We start from the raw sequence: 17,423 nt of genomic DNA on the forward strand, positions 1-17,423 counted from the left end.
CGGCACGCACCGCCACGGACTTTCCCCGCCGTCCGCCGTGCCGGAGACGGTCAGGCGGCCTCGTGGATGACCAGCTTGAACTCGGCCAGCACGATGTCGCGGGCCACCCCGGCGTCGTGGGTGGCGCGCAGCGCGAGCGGCACGTCCGGGTCGACGAAGATGCCCCACTGCTTGGTCCAGCACTGCATGCCGGGGCTCGGCGGCCGGTGTTCCGTCGCCGTGGTGTCGTTGGGTGAGGGTGTGAGCCCCAGGGGGTCGCGGACGAACTGGTCCCGCAGTTCGTCGTAGCTGCCGGCCTCCCACTGGATCATCGCGTACAGCGTGCCCCAGCCCGCGGTGCTGGGCCAGATGAGCCCCGAACGGTCGTCGGTGTCCCAGCTGGTGACCACGTAGCCGTCCGGCTGCTCGACCTGGTGCATGGTGAACCGGTCGCTGGACTCCGCGGAGCCGAACGGGAACCTGACGACCGTGTACGGGCTGTCGGCGGGTATCGACTGGGGCGTGGCCCGCTTGAGCGAACACACCTGCACTCCGGATGCTGCGGTTGCGTCGATGGACATGCTCCAGGCATGCCCAGCACGGACCGATTCGATGTCAACTCGGCTGTTTTGAGGGGAAATCCGCGCGGCTCGTGTCCACCGTCGCGCGGCTTCGTGCCGGGCCCCCGCCGCGGGGGCGGCCCGCGCGTCCCCCGGCCCCGTGGGGCACGATGGAGTCGGCGACGGTGGTCCGCACGGAGGAGGCGACGGTGCTCGGCAGGGGGACGCGGTGGTTCGCGGGCGGCGTGATCCTTGCCTGCGCCGCGCTGGTGGGCCCCAGTGCGCCGGGCGGCAGTCTCTTCGCGGGCCACCCGTCGGCCGCGGCCGGCCGGGAGACCGTCCCGAACCGGGTCATGACGTGGAACCTGTGCAATCCCTGCGACACGGCCAACGTCGACCGGGCGGCGGAGATCGCCCGGTACGCGCCCCAGGTCGTCGGCCTGCAGGAGGCCTGCGTACGCGACGTCAAGGCCGTCCGGGACCACCTGGAGCGGCTGCACGGACTGGACTACCACGTCGAGTACGGGCCGGTGCTCCGCAACTGGAGCCGCTGCGGGGGTGTGCCCTGGCGCCCGGGGCAGTTCGGACAGGCCATTCTGTCGGCGGCGCCGATGACGGACCGTGTCACGGTGGAATACCCGGACGGCGGTTCGGAGGACCGCGGTTACACGGCCGTCACCACCACGGTGGGCGGCCGGACCGTCCGCGTCTTCAACACCCATCTCGCCGAGCGCCGCCAGGAGGAGGTCCGGGGGGCGCAGGCCGGCGTGCTCGCCGCCGCCGTCGTGCGGCACGACCGTGCGATCGTCCTCGGCGACCTCAACGCCGTGCCCGACGCGCCCGAACTGGCCGGGATTTGGGAACTGGCCGAGGACGTGGACCCGCACTGCCGCCCCCTGCCCGCCGGCACCTGCAAGCCGACCACCGACTGGCACAGCAAGTTCGACTACGTCTTCCTGCGAGGTCTGGCCCCGCTGCGGCACCGGGTCCAGGCGTCCGCGTACTCCGACCACCACCTGCTGTACGCGGACGTCGAGCCGGTCTGAGGCGGCCCCGCCGCCGTCCCGGGCGCCGTCAGCGGGCGGCGGAGACGGCGGCCTCGACGTCCGTGCCCCCCATCGACGAGGCGCTCGCCGCCTTCCACCACCTGGCGATCTACGGCTGACCGCCACGGACCCCGTCCCGGCGGCGGCCCGCCCGGGAACAGGGGGCGGGCGCCCCGGGACACCGGGTCACCGGTCACGGCAGGGAGTCCGGCTCCCGGCCGCCCTGGTCCAGCCGGAAGGGCGGGTAGACGTCGGTGAGGAGAGCCGCGTAGGCCGCCACGCGCAGCACCCAGCGGTTCAGCCCGAGCAGCAGGTCGAACAGGCCGCGCGGATAGCGGCCGGTGAAGGCCAGGGCGATCCCCACGAACAGGGTGAGCAGACCGATCAGGCCGCCCGAGAACCAGGCCATCCGGGCGCCGCCGACGAAGAAGCCCAGGACCAGGTAGTGCGGTACGGCCAGCAGCCACCACTTCACCAGGACAAGACCGCGGGACAGCTCCTGCGGGTAGGCGATGTCCCAGTGCGTCGGGTAGTCGGGGACGTCGGCGAGGGTGAACGGGGGATAGCGGTCGGTGCCCAGCGCACCGTAGGCGTAGTACGCCACGCGCCAGTTCCAGCGCAGCACGCCGGTGCTGAAGTCGAACAGCGGACGCGGGTAGCGGCCGGTGAAGAGGATCGCGAAGAAGGCGACGACGCCCACCACGACGAACGCCACCCACAGGAACAGCAGCACGACGTAGTGGGGGAGGGCCAGGAGCCATTTGACCAGCCACAGCCACCGGGACAGCGGGGTGTCCGGCTCGGCGGTCAGCCGGGCCGGATGGCTCGGCGGTGTGGTCGCGCCGGGCGGCGGCCCGGGGCGGGGGACTTCGTGCGCGCCCATGGTGACCGGTCCCTTCGGGGAGTCCGGTGACGATCACGAGCCGCGGCACGTGGTCGCCGTTGTCCTTCCTTCCAGCGTGGTGGAATCCCTCCCGGCCCGCACGGGCTGGGCGCGCCGCGCACCCGGCCGCGCGGGCCGCCGGCCGATCTGCGGACCGGCCGCGGAGCCCTCAGTGTGGATACGAGGAGCGGGCCGTCCGACCCGCGGTGAGGGAGTACGCCATGGCGAAGGGCCGCAGTGGGGGCAGGAAGCTCAAGAAGGGCGACAAGGTCGCCTGGAGCAGTCACGGCAGTGAGGCCGAGGGGACGGTCGAGAAGGAGATCACGGAGCGCACGGAGGCCGCCGGGCGGACGGTGGACGCCTCCCCGGACGATCCGCAGTACCAGGTGCGCAGCGAGAAGTCGGGCCGGTCGGCGGTGCACAAGCCGTCCGCGCTGCGGAAGAAGTGACGGCCATGGACGAGGCCGAGCGGAAGGAGGCCCGGGGAGGAGTTCGGCGAACTGGTCGACATGAAGCCCGCCGAACTGGAGAAGTGGCCGGCCACGGACGAGTCCCGGGACGCCGGGGAGCACAAGGACGGCGGTGAGTCCACCGGCCATGCCTCCGGCCGCCGGATCGTCGAGATCCTCCGCGCCGGGAAGGGGGACCTGTCCGACGACGACTACCGGCACATGCGCAAGGTCGTCGGCTACGTCCGGCGGCACCTCGCCCAGCGGCCCCAGGGGGACGTGCGCGAGAGCCGCTGGAGGTACTCGCTGATGAACTGGGGGCACGACCCGCCGGCCCGCTGACCGGGCCACAGGCAGCCCCGTCGGCCCGTCGCGGTCACTGCGGGGACCCGCGCCCGCGCACCGGACGTTCCGCACGGCGGCGCCCGGCGCGCCACCGGGCGGCGGCGACCACGGCGAGCACGCCCAGACCGCCGGCCAGACCACCGACGGCGGCGCCCAGCGCCGCACGGCGGGCCCGCCCGCGGGGACCGGTCCACCCACCGGCCCCCCGGCCGTCCGTCCGCCCGGGCCGGCCAAGTACGGGGGCCGTCCCCTGGTGCGGCGGACCCGCGGATGCGTCGGCCAGGTCCCGCACGATCCGCTGCCAGACGCGCTCCGGCGGAGCCGACGGCACATCCACGACGTCGGCCGCCCGGGCCGCGGCCACCACACGGGCCATCGCGCGCAGTTCGTCCCGGCACCGACCGCACTCCGCGAGGTGCCGCAGGGTGCTCTCGTCCCCGTGGGCGGAGTGCCCCAGCGCCAGCTCCACCAGGCGCGCCTGTTCGACGTGGGCCACCATGCCCTCCTCGTCCCTCGTGTTCGCTGACGGCGCCCCGCAGCCCTCGCGCGGTCCGTACGGCCCCGACGCGCCCGTCAGGACTCGGCCGGTACGGCGGTGACGACCAGGTTGGACCGGTAGCCGCCCCGGTCGGGAAGGAACGGCGGGGCGCAGGTGACGAGCGTGAGGACCGGGTCACCGGTCCGGCGGAAGACGGACGGGGGCAGCTCGTCCTGGGGGACGGTGCGGCGCGCCACGACCCGGTGGACGACCGGATCCGCCCCGCGGCGCAGCACCTCGACCCGGTCTCCGCGCCGCAGGTCCCGCAGCGCGGCGAACTCGCCCAGTGCGCCCGTCTCGTCGTCCACGTGCCCGGCGAGGACGGCCGACCCCCGGCCGGCGCCCGGGGCCGGGCCGAAGCGGTACCAGCCGGCCACGGCCGGGTCCGAGGGCACGGTCATGGTGCCCTCCCGCGTCACCCCGACGGCTTCGATCCGGGCGTCGAGTCCGACGCGCGGCACCCGGATCCGCCGGGGCGGAGCGGCCGGACGGGCGGTGGTGTCCGCCGAGGCCGCCGACGCGTCCGGCGCGGTGACCTCGGTGGTGCCGTGCCCCGGGGCCGTCGGCCCGAAGTCGGCCCGGGGCACGGCCGTCTCCGGTGTTCCGCACGCCAGGCCGAGGGTGGCGGCCAGAGCGGCGGCGGCCACCGCCGCCCCGCCTCGCCACCGGCGCCGCTCAGGCACGCCGGCCGGCGACCCGGCGGGCCACCAGCACGCTCGTGACCGTCACCGCACCGGCCGCCGCGGCCCAGCCCGGCCACGAGCCCGGGGAACCGGGGTCCGCGGCCGCGCCGTTCCCGCCGGCGTGCACGCCCTTGGGGGCCGACGCCGTGCCGCTGAACGTCTGGGTCTTCAGCGCCAGGTTGTCGTCCTCGGCGCTGCCCCAGGCGTAGACGACGTTGCTGGTCCCTTCCTGGAGGGTGAGGTCGGCCGGGCCGATGGCCACGGTGTCCGTACCGGCGAGCACGACGTCCGCGTTCACGGTGCCCGCGTCGACCTCGGTGGTCTGCTCCTTCGGGTTCTCCAGGCCCGTGAAGACCGGCTGTCCGCCCGCCCGGACGTCGACGGCGGGAGCGGCCGCCACATGACGCACCGTCAGCCTGGCCTTGCCGGCGTCGACCTGGGACACGTCGTTGACGAACGCCGTCAACTCGGGCTTTCCGTCGGCGTTCAGGTGGGCGGCGATCGTGGCGTCGGCGCCCTCGGGCACCTTGATCTCCTTCTCCAGCGCCGGGGCGCCGTCGGGGCCCTGGCCCGCTTCGAAGATCTGGATGTCGTAGGTGCCGGCGTCGAGTTGCTGCGGTTCGGTCACCGTGCCGGGCTCGAAGTCGCCGAGCAGTTCGTCGCCGTTGGCGTACACGTCCACCGTCATGCCGGGGATGCCGTGGAAGACGGACACGCCGGCCGTGCCGTCGTCGCCGCCGGGTGCCGCCAGGGCGGGCGTGGCGGCACCGAGGGCCAGCGCGCACGCTCCGGCGCAGGCGGCGAGGGTGAGGGGGGTGCGAGAAGTCATGTGCCTGGGTCCTTTCGGGTGGAGTCCCCGCACCGCGCGGGGTCTCGGTGATGCTTCGGCCGGGGGAGCGGCCCCGGATGCGGGGGAGGGTGTCCCTGTGTGCCTGCCTATGTGCCGTCGGCCGGGGCGCGGCCCCGGTCGACCGCGCCGCGCAGCCGGTGCAGACCGCGCCGGGCATGGCTCTTGACCGTGCCCAGGGGCATGCCGGTGCGTTCCGCTATCTGGGCCTGCGTCAGGTCCTCGTAGAAGGCCAGGCACAGCACGTCCCGCTGGTGCCGGGGCAGGCGGGACAAGGCGTCCACCAGCAGCACCCGGTCCAGGACGCTCTCCGGGGCAGGCTCGCGGGGCGGGGAGGTGCCGGCGCCGCGTGCGGCCGAGTCCGCGAGCGCCAGCCGTTTCGTGCGGGCGGCCAGCGCGTCGACGATCTTCCGGCGGGTGATGCCGACCAGCCAGGCGCCCAGCGGTCCGCGCTCCGGCCGGAACCCGTCCCGGCCGCGCCAGGCGCCCAGGAACACCTGCTGGGTCACGTCCTCGGCCTCGTGCGTGTCACCGAGCGACCGGACGGCCATCGTGTGGACCAGCGGCCCCCAGCGCCGGTAGATCGCCGCGAACGCGTTCTCGTCGGCGGCACGCAGGCCGCGGGCCAGCTCGTCCTCGTACCGGGTCTCCTCGGCCGGCGGGACGAGGGTGCCGGTACGTCGCGTGGTCGTGCTCATGGCCCGGTTCCTCCTGTCGTGCGTCGTTCGTCGTGCGTCGTCTGTGCCGTCAGTCTTGGCGGGCAGAAACGATGCAGGCAACATGCGTCGTTTGTGCGTCGTACAATGGAGACATGGACGAAGACCTGGACGACGGGGCCGGCGGCCGGCCCGGGCACGCCGGCCGCGACGACGACGCACCCCGCGGCGGCGGGCTGACGACGGGCGAGGTCGCCCGGCGGCTCGGCGTGGCCCCGACGACGGTCCGCAGCTGGGACCGCCGCTACGGCCTCGGCCCCGACGCGCACACCGGCGGACGGCACCGGCGCTGGACCGCCGCCGACGTGGCCCGGCTGGAGCGGATGTGCGCCCTGACGGCGACGGGGCTGCCGCCCGCCGAGGCCGCCCGCCTGGCCCGCGGCGACACCCCCGTGGACGCGCCGCCCGCCATCGGCCGCGCCGTCACCGCGTCCGTGTCACCCGGTGCGCGGGCCCCCGGACGCAGCCGGGCCGGCAGCGGACTGCGCCTCGGCGACGTACGGCAGGAGTGCAAGGGGATCGCCCGCGCCGCGCTGCGCCTCGACGCCGCCGCCCTGGAGGAGCTGCTGCCGGCCGCGATCGCCGAGCACGGCCTGGTCCCCGCCTGGACGGAGGTGATCATGCCGACGCTGCAGGCGGTCGGCCGCAAGTGGGAGAGCTCCGGCGAACGCTACGTCGAGGTCGAGCACTTCCTGTCCTGGCACGTCTCCGGTGCCCTGCGCCGCAGCGCACGGCCGGTGGCCGCCGACCGGCCCGGTGCCACCACCGTCCTCGCCTGCGTGCCGGGGGAGAACCACACCCTGCCGCTGGAGGCGCTCGCCGCCGCCCTCGCCGAACACGGCCTGCCGGTCCGGATGTTCGGCGGCGCGCTGCCCGTCGAGTCGCTGGTCGCCGCCGTGCGCAGGACCGGGCCCGCCGTGGTGGGCCTGTGGGCGCAGTCCCGCACCACGGCCAGCCGGCCGCTGGCCCAGCACGTGGCGGCGATGGAATGGGGCGTGCGCGGCGCCCGGCGCAAGGCGGCCGTGCTGACGCTGGGGCCCGGCTGGGCCGGCCAGGGTGTGTCCGGTCTGCCGCGCCCGGCGGGCCTGGCGGAGGCGGTCGCGCTCACCCGCTCCCTCACGCAGGGCTGACGGAGTCCGGCGCGCGAGGTCCCCGCCGTGGTGGCTCCTGGCCTTCACCGCCCGGGCGTGATCCGCTGTGCGGACGGTACCCGGACCCTGCCCGCACGTCGCCCCCCTCGACGGACCCCACGGAGGAGGCCCATGGACGCCGCCCACCGCCGAAGGCCGGACTCCGCCGCACGGACCCTGCGGTCCCGGCCGCCCCGTGGCCCCGGGGCCGGCGCGCCCCCGTCGCCCGCCGGGAGCCGGCCGGCCGTGCGCGTGTCCGGGCGCATCCGGCGACGCCCCACCTGCCGAAGAGAGCCCGGACGGAGCCCGTCCGCCCGCCCCTCGGACGCCGGCGCCCCCCGGGCCCGCCGTACGCCTCCCGCCCCCCGACCCGGAGTGACCGTGGACCCCGACGCCGTACCCGCCGCGCCCGCCGGAGCCGGCGGTGCGCTCCCCGCCGCACGCGGCGACCGGACCGACGCGGCATCCCCCGCATCCCCCGTCGCCGGACGGCCGGCCCGGTGACCCCGCACCACCCCGGCCCGCCCCGCACGTCCGACGTGGTCGTCGTCGGCGGCGGCGCCGCCGGGCTCAGCCTCGCGCACCGGATCACCGCCACCGGTCCCCGGTCCGTGACCGTGGTGGAACCCCCTGACGGGCCGGCGCGTCCGCCCGAGCGGACCTGGTGCTACTGGGACCGGGACGCCGGGGACCTCGACGCGGCGGTCACCGCCTCCTGGCCGCGGCTGCGCGTCCACGGCGCCGACGGCCGCCCGGTCACCGTCGACCCGGCCCCGCTGCGCTACCGCATGCTGCGCTCGGGGCCGTTCGAGCGCCTGATGCACCAGCGGCTGGCCGCGTCCCCCGGCGGACAGGTCCTGCGCGCGACGGCGGACACCGTGCGCGACGTGCCCGGCGGGGCGGAGGTCAGGTGCACGGACCCCGACGGCCGCCCCCTGACGCTGCGCGCCCGCCACGTCTTCGACTCCCGCCCGCTGAGCGCCCTGCCACCGGCCCGGACCCAACTGCTCCAGCACTTCCGGGGCTGGTTCGTGCACACCGCGCGGGAGCGGTTCGACCCGGCCGTCGCCGACCTCATGGACTTCCGGGTGCCCCGGCCGCGCCACGGCCTCGCCTTCGGCTACGTCCTGCCCCTGGCACCGGACCGCGCGCTCGTGGAGTACACCGAGTTCTCCCGTGCGCCGCTGACCACCGAGGCGTACGAGGCGGCCCTCGGCCACTACGCCCGGCACGTCCTGCGCCTCGGCCCGTTCACCGTGGAAGCGGCCGAACAGGGCGTCATCCCCATGACCGACGCGCGTTTCCCCCGCCGCGCCGGAGCGTCCGTCTTCCGCATCGGGACGGCGGGCGGCGCCACCCGCCCCGCCACCGGCTACACCTTCGCCGCGGTGCGGCGGCACAGCACCGCCATCGCCGCCGCCCTGCACGACGGACACGACGACATCCCCGCCCCCCACGGGCGGCGGGCGCTCGCCATGGACGCCATCCTGCTGCGCGCCCTGGACACCGGACGCATCGACGGCCCCGCGTTCTTCACCGGCCTGTTCCGGCGCACACCCCCGGAGCGCCTGCTGCGCTTCCTCGACGGCGCCACCTCCCTCCGGGAGGAGTGGGGCATCGGGCTGCGCACCCCTGTCGGCCCCATGCTCCGCACCGCCGTCGAAGTGCCCTTCCTGCCCCGCCGTCTCCGACCCGCCCCGTCCGCCCCACCCGCACCGACCGGAGTCAGCCACCGATGACCCTGCTCCACGACCACGACCTGGCCCGCGCCTTCGACCACGCGTCACACACCTACGACCGCCTCACCGCCGTCAACCCCGGCTACCGCACCGACCTGCTGCGTTCCGCACGCCGGCTGCGGCTGCCCGACGGCGGGGCCGGACTGCACGTCCTCGACCTCGGCTGCGGCACCGGCACCTCCACGCGGGCCCTGCTGCGGGCCGCGCCGAAGGCACGCATCACCGCCGTCGACGCCTCCTCCGGCATGCTGCGGCGCGCCCTCACCAAGCCCTGGCCCGAGAACGTGCGGTTCCTGCACCTGACCGCCGAGGAGGTGGCGACCGCGGGGGAGGGGCCCTTCGACGCCGTCTTCGCCGCCTACCTGTTCCGCAACGTCACCGACCCCGACCGGGTGCTCGGCGCCGTGCGGGGGCTGCTGCGGCCCGGCGGGCGCCTCGTCGCCCACGAGTACACCCTCAGCGGAGCACCCGCGCACCGGGTCCTGTGGACGGCCGTCTGCCAGGGTGTCGTCATCCCGGCCGGCACCCTCGTCGGCGACCGCGCCCTGTACCGCCATCTCTGGCGCAGCGTCCTGGAGTTCGACACCGCGCCCGCCTTCGCCGACCGCCTCACCCGCGCCGGCTACACGGCGGTGCGCTCCGCACCCGTCGCCGGCTGGCAGACCGGCATCGTGCACACCTTCCTCGCCCGGACCCCTCCGGGCACGGAGCCCGTCACCGGCTCCACGGACACCGCCCGGCCCGTCGTCGAGGAGGCCACCCCGTGACCGTTCCCCCGCCCCCCGTCCCCCGCAGGGGCCGCGACCGCAAGGCCGACGTCCTCAAGCCCGCCCCGGGCCGCGACCGGTTCACCCGCACGGACGCCCCCCGGGTCGCCGTCGCCGGCGGCGGCATCGCCGGCCTCGCCGCGGCCACCCTGCTCGCGGAGCGGGGCGCCCGCGTCACCCTCCACGAGGCCGGGGACTCCCTCGGGGGCCGCCTGTCCGGACACCCGACCCGCCTGGCCGACGGCTCCCCGGTGACCATGAGCCGCGGCTTCCACGCCTTCTTCCGCCAGTACTACAACCTGCGCGGCCTGCTGCGCCGGACCGACCCCGGTCTCACCCGGCTCACCCCACTGCCCGACTACCCCCTCCGGCACAGCGGGGGCCTCACCGACAGCTTCGCCCGCGTCCCGCGGACGCCCCCGTTCAGCGCGCTCGGCTTCGTCGCGCTCAGCCCCACCTTCGGCTGGCGCGACCTGGCCGGGCTGGACGCCCGCGCGGCCCTGCCGCTCCTCGACGTCCGCGTGCCGGACGTCTACGAGCGCTTCGACGGCATCAGCGCCACCCGGTTCCTCGAAGGCGTCCGCTTCCCCGAGGCCGCCCACCATCTCGCGTTCGAGGTGTTCTCCCGCAGCTTCTTCGCCGACCCGCGCGAACTGTCCGCCGCGGAACTGTTGTTGATGTTCCACATCTACTTCCTCGGATCCGCCGAGGGACTGCTGTTCGACGTGCCCGACGAGCCCTTCCCGCACGCCCTGTGGGACCCGCTCGGCGACTACCTCGGCCGCCTGGGCGCCGACGTGCGCACCGCGAGCGCCGTCCACGCCGTCCGGCCCCGCGACGACGGGGGAGTGGACCTGGACACGGACACCGGTGCTGAGCGCCACGACGCCGTGGTCCTCGCCCTGGACCCCGGTGCCCTGCGCGCACTCGTCGCCGCCTCGCCCGGCCTGGGCACCACCGCCTGGCGGGACGACGTGGCCGCCCTGCGCACCGCGCCGCCGTTCCTGGTCTCCCGGCTCTGGCTGGACCGCCCGGTCCGCGCCGACCGCGCCGGGTTCCTCGGCACCAGCGGCTACGACGGGCTCGACAACATCAGCGTCCTGGAACGCTACGAGGGTGAGGCCGCGCGGTGGGCCGCCGCGAAGGGCGGATCGGTGGTGGAACTGCACGCCTACGCCGTCGACCCGGCAGCCGATCGCGACAAGACGGAACGCACGCTCCTGGACCGGCTGCACCAGGTGTACCCGGAGACGCGCGAGGCCCGCGTGGTCGACGCACGGCACCTCTGGCACGCCGACTGCCCCCTGCTCCCCGTCGGTTCGTACCGTCGGCGGCCCCCGGTGCGCACCCCCCACCCCCGGGTGACGCTGGCCGGCGACGCCATCCGCTGCGACCTTCCCGTCGCCCTGATGGAACGCGCCGCCACCACCGGATTCCTCGCCGCCAACGCGCTGCTCGAAGCGTGGGACGTCCACGGGCAGGTGCTGTGGACGGTCCCCCGGGCGGGCCGTTCCCCCGCCCTGCGCGCCCTCGCCGCCCTCGGGAGGGAGCCGCGCCCCCGGAACGGCTGAGCCGCCGGCGCGCGACGGCCGTACGGCCCGGGGCCTCCACGGCTCCGGGCCCCGTCCGGGCCGGGGCATGCGTGCGGTCCAAGCCGTCCCGGGCTCCGGTCAGCGCTCCTCGTCCGTGTCCCGTTCCGGCCGGCCGGGGCCGTCCAGGGGCGTGCCGTCCCGGGCGAGCCGGTCCGCGAGCGCGTCGGCGAGCAGCCGGTCCCGCTCGACGGCATGGGTGCGGTGGGCGGTGCGGGCGATGATCTGACTCGCGATCGGTGCGGTGAACAACTGGACCACGGCGACGACCAGCAGCACCGCGGCGTGGCGCAGCGGCATCTGCGCGGCCGCCCCCACGAGCACGAGGAACAGCCCCAGGGTCTGGGAGTTGGAGGCCGTGTGCAGCCGGGTCACCACGTTCGGGAAGCGCAGCAGCCCCAGGGCACTGAGACAGCAGAAGCCCGCGCCCGCCGCGAACAGCACGACCGTCACCGCGTCGAGCAGAACGGTCACCGCATGCCCTCCCGCTTCTCGATCAGGTGGGCGACCGTCACCGAACCGATGAAGGCCAGCAGGGCGAGGACGACGAGCAGCGGGACCATCGTGGTGTCGTCACGCGCCACGGAGCCCACGGCCGTCGCGGCGATGGTCAGGGTGACCAGCACGTCGAGCGCCAGGATGCGGTCGAGGGCCAGCGGACCGCGCACCAGGCGCACCAGGGTGATGAAGGCGGACACCGCGATCACGGTCAGGGTGATGGCGTAGAGCAGGCTCATGATGTCCCTCCTCGGGCGTCGTCCCGGGGTTCCTCCTCGGGCGGGGCGGGGGCGGACGGCCCGTCGCCGGTGTCGTGCCGGTACCGGACGGCCCGCGCCACCCGGCGCTCCAGGGCCTGGATGTCCGCCCGGCGGCGGGCGATGTCGTCCTCGCTGCCGTGGGGCAGCAGCGCGTGCACGTAGAGGCACCTGCGGCGCCGGTCGATCTCGACGACCACGGAGCCGGGCGACATGGTGATGAACTCGGCGACGGCCGCGATCAGCAGGTCGCTGTCGAGGCGCAGCGGGACCTCGACGATCGCGAACGACGCCCGCCGGCCGTGACGCACGACCTGCCAGGCGACCACGCACCCGGACTTCACCAGATCGGTGAGCACGTGGACCATCAGCCGCGCGATGCGCAGCGGGTCGGGCACGGCCCCCGGCAGGACCGCGGGCAGCGGGAAGAGCAGGACCACGCCGACGGCCACGAGGAGGCCGCCGGCCACCACCACCGCGCTCGCGGTGCCCCACAGCAGCAACCACAGCAGCCAGAGCCAGATGATCATCGGCAGGTGGCGCAGGCCGGGCCGGGCCCGGCGCCCGTGACGGTCCGCGGCGGCGCTCACCGGCCCGTGCCTTCCATGACGGCGGACCGGTACGCGTGCGGGCGCAGCAGGTCCTCGGCGGCCCGTTCGCTGACCCGGGCGAGCGGGCCCGCGCACACGGCGACCGCCACTCCGGCCGCCGCCATACCGGCCGTGGCGGCGAGCATGAGCCCCTTTCCGCGCCGGAGGCCCGACGCCGGGGCCGCGGCGGGCGCCTCGTCCGTCGGCGCACGGCCCGGCGGATGTCCCATGAAGGCCGCCGTCCACACGCGGCTCATCGTGTAGAGGGTCAGCAGACTGGTGACCAGGGCGGTCCCGGCGAGGAGGTAGGCGGTCGGCCCGCCCCGGGCGACGGCCGCCTGCAGCAGTGCCAGCTTGGCGACGAAACCCGAGAACGGCGGGATGCCCGACAGGCTCAGGGCCGGTACGAGGAACAGCGCCACCACGACCGGGCCGGGACGCGGCCACCGCCTCAGAAGGTGCAGCGCCGCCGTGTCCGTGCGGAGCACGATCAGGTCGGTGACGAGGAACAACGCCGCCTGGACCACGATGTGGTGAACGATGTAGAGGATGGTGCCGGTCAGCCCCGCGGTGTCGAACAGCGCCAGACCGAACAGCATGAAACCGATGTGGCTGACGAGCGTGAAGGACAGCAGCCGGTTCAGGTCGTCCTGGGCGAGGGCACCGAGGATCCCAAGAATCATGGTGATGATCGCGGCACACGCCAGCAGGAGCCACACCTCCGTGCGCGGGAAGAGCAGCGTCTGGGTGCGCAGCAACGCGTACACGCCGACCTTGGTCAGCAGCGCGGCGAAGACCGCGGTGATCGGCGAGGGGGCGGTGGGATAGCTGTCGGGCAGCCAGAAGTGCAGCGGCACGATCGCCGCCTTGATGCCGAGCACGGACAGCAGCAGCAGGGCGAGCGCGGAGCGCAGGCCGTCCGGCAGCTCCGCGATCCGCGGGCCGAGCTGCGCCAGGGTGACCGTGCCGGTCGACGCGTACACCAGCGCGACCAGTGCCAGGAAGAGCAGCGACGACGTCAGACTGACGATCGTGTACGTCATCCCCGCGCGGGTGCGGTTCTCGTCGCCGTCCAGGGTGATCAGCACGTAGGAGGCGGCGAGCATCACCTCGAAGGCGACGAACAGGTTGAACAGGTCGCCGGTGAGGAACGCCAGGCTCAGGCCCGTCACGAGTACCAGGTAGGCCGGGTGGAAGGCCAGGGCGGCACCGCGCCGCTCCTCCGCGGTGCCCTGGCCGATGGCGAACAGCAGCACGGCCAGGGCGACCAGTGCCGAGACGGTCAGCAGCAGGGCGGACAACCGGTCGGCCACGAGGGTGATCCCGAGCGGTGCGGGCCAGTCCCCGGCGTGCAGGGTCTGCGGCCCGTCCCGGTCGGCCAGCACCAGCAGCGCCGCACCGCAGGCGGCCACCGCCGCGAGGAGGACGACGCCGGCCGTGCGCACCACCGCACGGGGGAGGCCCAGCAGGGAGGCACCCGCGCCGAGGGTCGGCAGCAGGATGGGCAGGGCCAGCAGGACCGCGGTCATCGGTCTCCCTCCGGGGCGGTGTCCTCCACGGTCCGGGCGGGGCCCGTGTCGTCCTCGTCACGGTCGCCGAAGGTGCCGATGCGCCGGTCCTCCACGTCGTCGCGCACTTCGTCGTGCCCCGTCAGGCGCCACGACCGGTAGGCCAGGGCCATCAGGAACGCCGTCAGACCGAAGGTGATCACGATCGACGTCAGCGCCATCGCCTGGGGCAGCGGGTCGGCCATGTGCCCCGGGAGGGGGGATCCGTCCTCAAGCACCGGGGGGCGGCCGGGCGTGCCCCCGGCCACCAGGAGCAGCAGGTTCGTCCCGTGGCCCAGCAGGACGAAGCCGAGGACGATCCGCATCAGCGACCGTTGCAGCATCAGGTAGAAGCCGACGGCGAACAGACCGCCGACCACGAGCGCCAGGGTCACATCGGCCGAGCTCATCGTGCCCCCCGTGCCGTCGCGCCGTCGTCCGCGGTGTCGGCCGCGTTCGCCTCGGCGATGTCCTGGCCGAGGTGGACGCCGACGGCCGACAGCAGTTTCAGTACGACACCGATCACCAGCAGGTAGACGCCGACGTCGAAGAACACGCTGGTCGCCAGCTTCACCGCGCCCAGGAGCGGCGGATGCAGCGTCACCACCGTGCTCTCCAGCACGGCACCGCCGAAGAGGAGCGGGACCGCCCCCGCCACGGAGGCGAGCAGCAGCCCCGAGCCGGCCACCACGCTCGCCGGCGCCCGGACCGCGGCCCGGAGGTCGGCGCGCCCGCCCGCCAGGTACCGCAGGACGAAGGCCAGACCCGCCACCAGACCGCCGGCGAACCCGCCGCCGGGGCCGTAGTGACCGGAGAACAGCAGGAACAGCGACAGGACCAGGACGGAGGGGAACAGCAGGCGGGCCGCCACCTCCAGCAGCAACGTCCGCTCGCCGCCCGGTCGTTCGACCGCGCCGGGCAGCCAGGTCCGCGCCGGCTCGTCCCAGTGCGCCGTCGGGGCCGTGCCGCCCGGCCCGCCGGACATCCTGCCGGGGCCGCGCCCGCCCACCCGGATCAGGCTCACCGCACCGACCGCCGCCACCATGATGACCGAGATCTCCCCGAGTGTGTCGAGCGCCCGGAAGTCGACGATGATCGTATTGACGATGCTGTCGCCCCCCGTCTCCTTCATGCGGTCCGTGTACCCCGACGAGACGGCCGGAGCCGTGCGCGCGGCGGACGCCACCAGCGTGAACCAGGTGACGAGGACCCCCACCGCGCCGGCCGCCACCGCCCGCACCAGACGCACCCGGGTCGCCGTCCGGCCGGGACTGAACCGGGCCGGCATCCGGCGCAGCACCAGGACCACCACGACCAACGTCATGGTCTCCACCAGGAACTGGGTCAGCGCCAGGTCCGGCGCACCCCGCACCAGGAACACCCCGGCCACGCCGTAGCCGACCGCACCGGTCAGCAGGAGACCGGTCAGCCGGTGCCTCGAGCCCACCACCGCGGCCGCCGCCGTCAGCACCACCACGGCCAGGATCGGCTCCACGGGGGACCACCACAGCAGCGGCGAACCCGGAGAGAGCGCGCCGGCCACCAGTGCCGTGCCGGGCACCAGCAGCACGGTCGCCAGCAGCACCGTCAGGTACAGCGGGACCGAACCCACCTGGGTGTGCCGCGTCACGGCCACGGCGAGCCGGTCGGCCGCCGCGACCGTGCGGTCGTAGGCGCGCTGCACATCGGGCAGGCGCGGCGCCTCGGGCAGGGCACGCCGTCCCAGGTGCACCAGCACGCCGAGCGTCAGCGTCAGCGCCGACAGCCCCAGCACGGGCGTGAACCCGTGCCACAGCGACAGCTCGTACGGCCCGTCCGGGCCCGGCGGGTAGGTGTCGGCGTACGCACCCGCCAGCGCCGCGGTGCCCGTGTAGCCCACGCCCAGCACCAGCCCCGCCCCGGCCAGCACGGCCACCGGCGCGACGAACCCGGCCTCGGGCCGCTCCGCCTCGGCCACCGGGCCCCGGGGGCGGCCGCCGAACGCCCCCTGCACGAACCGCGCGGCGTACGCCACGGTCAGCGCCGACCCGGCCACGAGCACCGCCGTCAGCCATCCGTGCCCGGCGAGCCGGGAACCGCCGTGCAGGAACGCCTCGAAGTAGGCCTCCTTGCCGAGGTAGCCGACCAGCGGCGGGAGCCCGGCCATCGACGCGGCGGCCAGCGCCGAGACCGCGAGGAGCACCGGCATGCGACGCCCCGCGCCGGACAGTTCACGGATGTCCCGGGTCCCCGCCCGCCGGTCCAGGATCCCCACGGACAGGAACAGGGCCGCCTTGAACGCCGCGTGCGCGAGCAGCATCACCGCCCCGGCCAGCGCGGCCGTCCGCGTACCCGCCCCCAGCAGGGCGACGAGCAGGCCCAGCTCGCTGATCGTGCCGTAGGCCAGCAGCAGCTTCAGGTCGGTCGCGCGCAGCGCCCGCCACGCGGCCGCCACCATCGTGGTCACGCCCACCGCGAGCACCATCGGCCGCCAGGGGGCGACGTCCGACAGGGCGGGAGCCAGCCGGGCGATCAGGTAGACCCCGGCCTTGACCATCGCGGCCGCGTGCAGGTAGGCGCTCACCGGGGTCGGCGCCACCATGGCCGCGGGCAGCCAGCCGTGCAGGGGCATCTGCGCGGACTTGGCGAACGCCCCGATCAGGACGAGCACCACGGCCGCGGAGACCGCGCCCCCCTGCGGCGGGTCGGCGAGGATCGCGGAGATCCGGTACGTCCCGGCCGCCCGGCCGAGCATGATCAGACCGAGCAGCATCACCAGACCGCCCGCCGTGGTCACCAGCAGTGCCTGCCGGGCGGCGCGCCGCTCGTCCCGGTCGTCCCCGCTGCCGGCGATGAGCACGAAGGAGGCGACCGTCGTCAGTTCCCAGAAGACGTACAGGACGAAGACGTTGTCGGCCAGGACGAGTCCGGTCATGACCCCGGCGAAGGCGAGCAGCACGGCGGCCAGACGGCCGGTGTCCCGTTCGACGTAGTACCGGCAGTACAGCAGGACCAGGGCTCCCACGCCGGCGACGATCCACAGCATCAGCAGGGACAGCGCGTCCAGCCGCAGGTCGACCGTCAGCCCCAACGAGGGGGCCCACGTCAGGCTCTCCCGGTACTCCCCGCCGTCCAGGACGTGCGGGGCGCGCGTACCCGCCCAGACCACGACCGCCAGCGGCACCAGCGCCACCACCCACACCGCGCGGCCGGCGCGCCGCTGCCACCAGGGGATGGTCACTGCCACTGCCGCGTGCGCAGCCAGCAGGAACAGCACCGCA

The 17,423-nt window shown here is 75.1% G+C and carries 19 protein-coding genes; 7 read left to right on the plus strand and 12 right to left on the minus strand.

What is annotated here, in order from left to right; genetic code table 11:
* Positions 1-50 precede the first annotated feature (50 nt).
* Positions 51-560 carry a hypothetical protein gene (locus ACIRPP_RS03075; protein ID WP_403637468.1) on the minus strand — a complete coding sequence of 170 codons (510 nt, stop codon included), beginning with the start codon at positions 558-560 and terminating at the stop codon, positions 51-53.
* 149 nt (positions 561-709) lie between these two features.
* Between ACIRPP_RS03075 and ACIRPP_RS03080 the strand changes: the two genes are divergently transcribed.
* Positions 710-1,585, plus strand: a complete 876-nt coding sequence (locus ACIRPP_RS03080) for an endonuclease/exonuclease/phosphatase family protein (protein ID WP_403637470.1) — start codon at positions 710-712, stop codon at positions 1,583-1,585.
* Positions 1,586-1,778: 193 nt separating this feature from the next.
* Here ACIRPP_RS03080 and ACIRPP_RS03085 read toward each other — a convergent pair whose 3' ends face one another.
* On the minus strand, positions 1,779-2,468 hold the full coding sequence (locus ACIRPP_RS03085) for a DUF4389 domain-containing protein (protein ID WP_403637472.1): 690 nt from the start codon (positions 2,466-2,468) through the stop codon (positions 1,779-1,781).
* A 221-nt stretch (positions 2,469-2,689) separates the two neighbouring features.
* Between ACIRPP_RS03085 and ACIRPP_RS03090 the strand changes: the two genes are divergently transcribed.
* Together ACIRPP_RS03090 and ACIRPP_RS03095 are read left to right on the plus strand one after the other, a co-directional pair.
* Positions 2,690-2,917: a DUF2945 domain-containing protein gene (locus ACIRPP_RS03090; RefSeq protein WP_403637474.1), complete on the plus strand. Its 228-nt coding sequence runs from the start codon at positions 2,690-2,692 to the stop codon at positions 2,915-2,917.
* A 60-nt stretch (positions 2,918-2,977) separates the two neighbouring features.
* The gene (locus ACIRPP_RS03095) at positions 2,978-3,259 is read left to right on the plus strand and encodes a DUF3140 domain-containing protein (protein ID WP_403637476.1); all 282 of its coding nucleotides are present in this window, start codon (positions 2,978-2,980) and stop codon (positions 3,257-3,259) included.
* Positions 3,260-3,293: 34 nt separating this feature from the next.
* On the opposite strand, the gene ACIRPP_RS03100 is transcribed toward ACIRPP_RS03095, so the two are convergent.
* The 4 genes from ACIRPP_RS03100 to ACIRPP_RS03115 form a co-directional block, all read right to left on the minus strand.
* Positions 3,294-3,761 carry a hypothetical protein gene (locus tag ACIRPP_RS03100; RefSeq protein WP_403637478.1) on the minus strand — a complete coding sequence of 156 codons (468 nt, stop codon included), beginning with the start codon at positions 3,759-3,761 and terminating at the stop codon, positions 3,294-3,296.
* A 74-nt stretch (positions 3,762-3,835) separates the two neighbouring features.
* Positions 3,836-4,447, minus strand: coding sequence for a class F sortase (locus tag ACIRPP_RS03105; RefSeq protein ID WP_403637480.1), 612 nt, complete (start codon positions 4,445-4,447; stop codon positions 3,836-3,838).
* A 28-nt stretch (positions 4,448-4,475) separates the two neighbouring features.
* Positions 4,476-5,312 (minus strand): DUF4397 domain-containing protein, encoded by an 837-nt coding sequence (locus ACIRPP_RS03110; RefSeq protein ID WP_403637482.1) that lies wholly within the window; start codon positions 5,310-5,312, stop codon positions 4,476-4,478.
* A gap of 107 nt (positions 5,313-5,419) precedes the next feature.
* Positions 5,420-6,028: an RNA polymerase sigma factor gene (locus ACIRPP_RS03115; protein ID WP_403637484.1), complete on the minus strand. Its 609-nt coding sequence runs from the start codon at positions 6,026-6,028 to the stop codon at positions 5,420-5,422.
* A 113-nt stretch (positions 6,029-6,141) separates the two neighbouring features.
* Between ACIRPP_RS03115 and ACIRPP_RS03120 the strand changes: the two genes are divergently transcribed.
* The 4 genes from ACIRPP_RS03120 (at position 6,142) to ACIRPP_RS03135 (ending at position 11,253) form a co-directional block, all read left to right on the plus strand.
* Complete coding sequence (locus tag ACIRPP_RS03120) at positions 6,142-7,176, plus strand: MerR family transcriptional regulator (RefSeq protein ID WP_403637486.1); 1,035 nt, start codon at positions 6,142-6,144, stop codon at positions 7,174-7,176.
* Positions 7,177-7,676: 500 nt separating this feature from the next.
* On the plus strand, positions 7,677-8,915 hold the full coding sequence (locus ACIRPP_RS03125; protein WP_403637488.1) for a lycopene cyclase family protein: 1,239 nt from the start codon (positions 7,677-7,679) through the stop codon (positions 8,913-8,915).
* Positions 8,912-9,682, plus strand: coding sequence for a class I SAM-dependent methyltransferase (locus ACIRPP_RS03130; protein WP_403637490.1), 771 nt, complete (start codon positions 8,912-8,914; stop codon positions 9,680-9,682). The genes ACIRPP_RS03125 and ACIRPP_RS03130 overlap by 4 nt, the downstream gene beginning before the upstream one ends.
* The gene (locus tag ACIRPP_RS03135) at positions 9,679-11,253 is read left to right on the plus strand and encodes an FAD-dependent oxidoreductase (RefSeq protein ID WP_403637492.1); all 1,575 of its coding nucleotides are present in this window, start codon (positions 9,679-9,681) and stop codon (positions 11,251-11,253) included. The genes ACIRPP_RS03130 and ACIRPP_RS03135 overlap by 4 nt, the downstream gene beginning before the upstream one ends.
* A 99-nt stretch (positions 11,254-11,352) precedes the next feature.
* Here the strand turns inward: ACIRPP_RS03135 and mnhG are convergent, their stop codons facing one another.
* The 6 genes from mnhG to ACIRPP_RS03165 are packed head-to-tail and all read right to left on the minus strand — an operon-like array spanning position 11,353 to position 17,419.
* The gene (gene mnhG / locus ACIRPP_RS03140; RefSeq protein ID WP_403637494.1) at positions 11,353-11,745 is read right to left on the minus strand and encodes a monovalent cation/H(+) antiporter subunit G; all 393 of its coding nucleotides are present in this window, start codon (positions 11,743-11,745) and stop codon (positions 11,353-11,355) included.
* Positions 11,742-12,008, minus strand: coding sequence for a monovalent cation/H+ antiporter complex subunit F (locus ACIRPP_RS03145; RefSeq protein WP_403637496.1), 267 nt, complete (start codon positions 12,006-12,008; stop codon positions 11,742-11,744). The genes mnhG and ACIRPP_RS03145 overlap by 4 nt, the downstream gene beginning before the upstream one ends.
* A complete protein-coding gene (locus ACIRPP_RS03150; protein ID WP_403637498.1) occupies positions 12,005-12,616 on the minus strand; it encodes a Na+/H+ antiporter subunit E in 612 nt (203 codons plus the stop codon). Before ACIRPP_RS03150 ends, ACIRPP_RS03145 begins: the two co-directional genes overlap by 4 nt.
* Positions 12,613-14,145, minus strand: coding sequence for a Na+/H+ antiporter subunit D (locus ACIRPP_RS03155; RefSeq protein WP_403637500.1), 1,533 nt, complete (start codon positions 14,143-14,145; stop codon positions 12,613-12,615). Before ACIRPP_RS03155 ends, ACIRPP_RS03150 begins: the two co-directional genes overlap by 4 nt.
* On the minus strand, positions 14,142-14,573 hold the full coding sequence (locus tag ACIRPP_RS03160) for a Na(+)/H(+) antiporter subunit C (protein ID WP_403637502.1): 432 nt from the start codon (positions 14,571-14,573) through the stop codon (positions 14,142-14,144). Before ACIRPP_RS03160 ends, ACIRPP_RS03155 begins: the two co-directional genes overlap by 4 nt.
* Positions 14,570-17,419 carry a Na+/H+ antiporter subunit A gene (locus ACIRPP_RS03165; RefSeq protein WP_403637504.1) on the minus strand — a complete coding sequence of 950 codons (2,850 nt, stop codon included), beginning with the start codon at positions 17,417-17,419 and terminating at the stop codon, positions 14,570-14,572. Before ACIRPP_RS03165 ends, ACIRPP_RS03160 begins: the two co-directional genes overlap by 4 nt.
* Between the last annotated feature and the right edge of the window lie 4 nt (positions 17,420-17,423).

Source organism: Streptomyces sp. NPDC101219 (genome assembly GCF_044767675.1).
GTDB lineage: Bacteria > Actinomycetota > Actinomycetes > Streptomycetales > Streptomycetaceae > Streptomyces.

Bases quoted from the DNA above. Each gene is read 5' to 3' on its own strand.
- ACIRPP_RS03075 (WP_403637468.1), bottom strand. From the start codon at position 560: ATGTCCATCGACGCAACCGCAGCATCCGGAGTGCAGGTGTGTTCGCTC.
- ACIRPP_RS03080 (WP_403637470.1), top strand. From the start codon at position 710: ATGGAGTCGGCGACGGTGGTCCGCACGGAGGAGGCGACGGTGCTCGGC.
- ACIRPP_RS03085 (WP_403637472.1), bottom strand. From the start codon at position 2,468: ATGGGCGCGCACGAAGTCCCCCGCCCCGGGCCGCCGCCCGGCGCGACC.
- ACIRPP_RS03090 (WP_403637474.1), top strand. From the start codon at position 2,690: ATGGCGAAGGGCCGCAGTGGGGGCAGGAAGCTCAAGAAGGGCGACAAG.
- ACIRPP_RS03095 (WP_403637476.1), top strand. From the start codon at position 2,978: ATGAAGCCCGCCGAACTGGAGAAGTGGCCGGCCACGGACGAGTCCCGG.
- ACIRPP_RS03100 (WP_403637478.1), bottom strand. From the start codon at position 3,761: ATGGTGGCCCACGTCGAACAGGCGCGCCTGGTGGAGCTGGCGCTGGGG.
- ACIRPP_RS03110 (WP_403637482.1), bottom strand. From the start codon at position 5,312: ATGACTTCTCGCACCCCCCTCACCCTCGCCGCCTGCGCCGGAGCGTGC.
- ACIRPP_RS03115 (WP_403637484.1), bottom strand. From the start codon at position 6,028: ATGAGCACGACCACGCGACGTACCGGCACCCTCGTCCCGCCGGCCGAG.
- ACIRPP_RS03120 (WP_403637486.1), top strand. From the start codon at position 6,142: ATGGACGAAGACCTGGACGACGGGGCCGGCGGCCGGCCCGGGCACGCC.
- ACIRPP_RS03130 (WP_403637490.1), top strand. From the start codon at position 8,912: ATGACCCTGCTCCACGACCACGACCTGGCCCGCGCCTTCGACCACGCG.
- ACIRPP_RS03145 (WP_403637496.1), bottom strand. From the start codon at position 12,008: ATGAGCCTGCTCTACGCCATCACCCTGACCGTGATCGCGGTGTCCGCC.
- ACIRPP_RS03155 (WP_403637500.1), bottom strand. From the start codon at position 14,145: ATGACCGCGGTCCTGCTGGCCCTGCCCATCCTGCTGCCGACCCTCGGC.
- ACIRPP_RS03160 (WP_403637502.1), bottom strand. From the start codon at position 14,573: ATGAGCTCGGCCGATGTGACCCTGGCGCTCGTGGTCGGCGGTCTGTTC.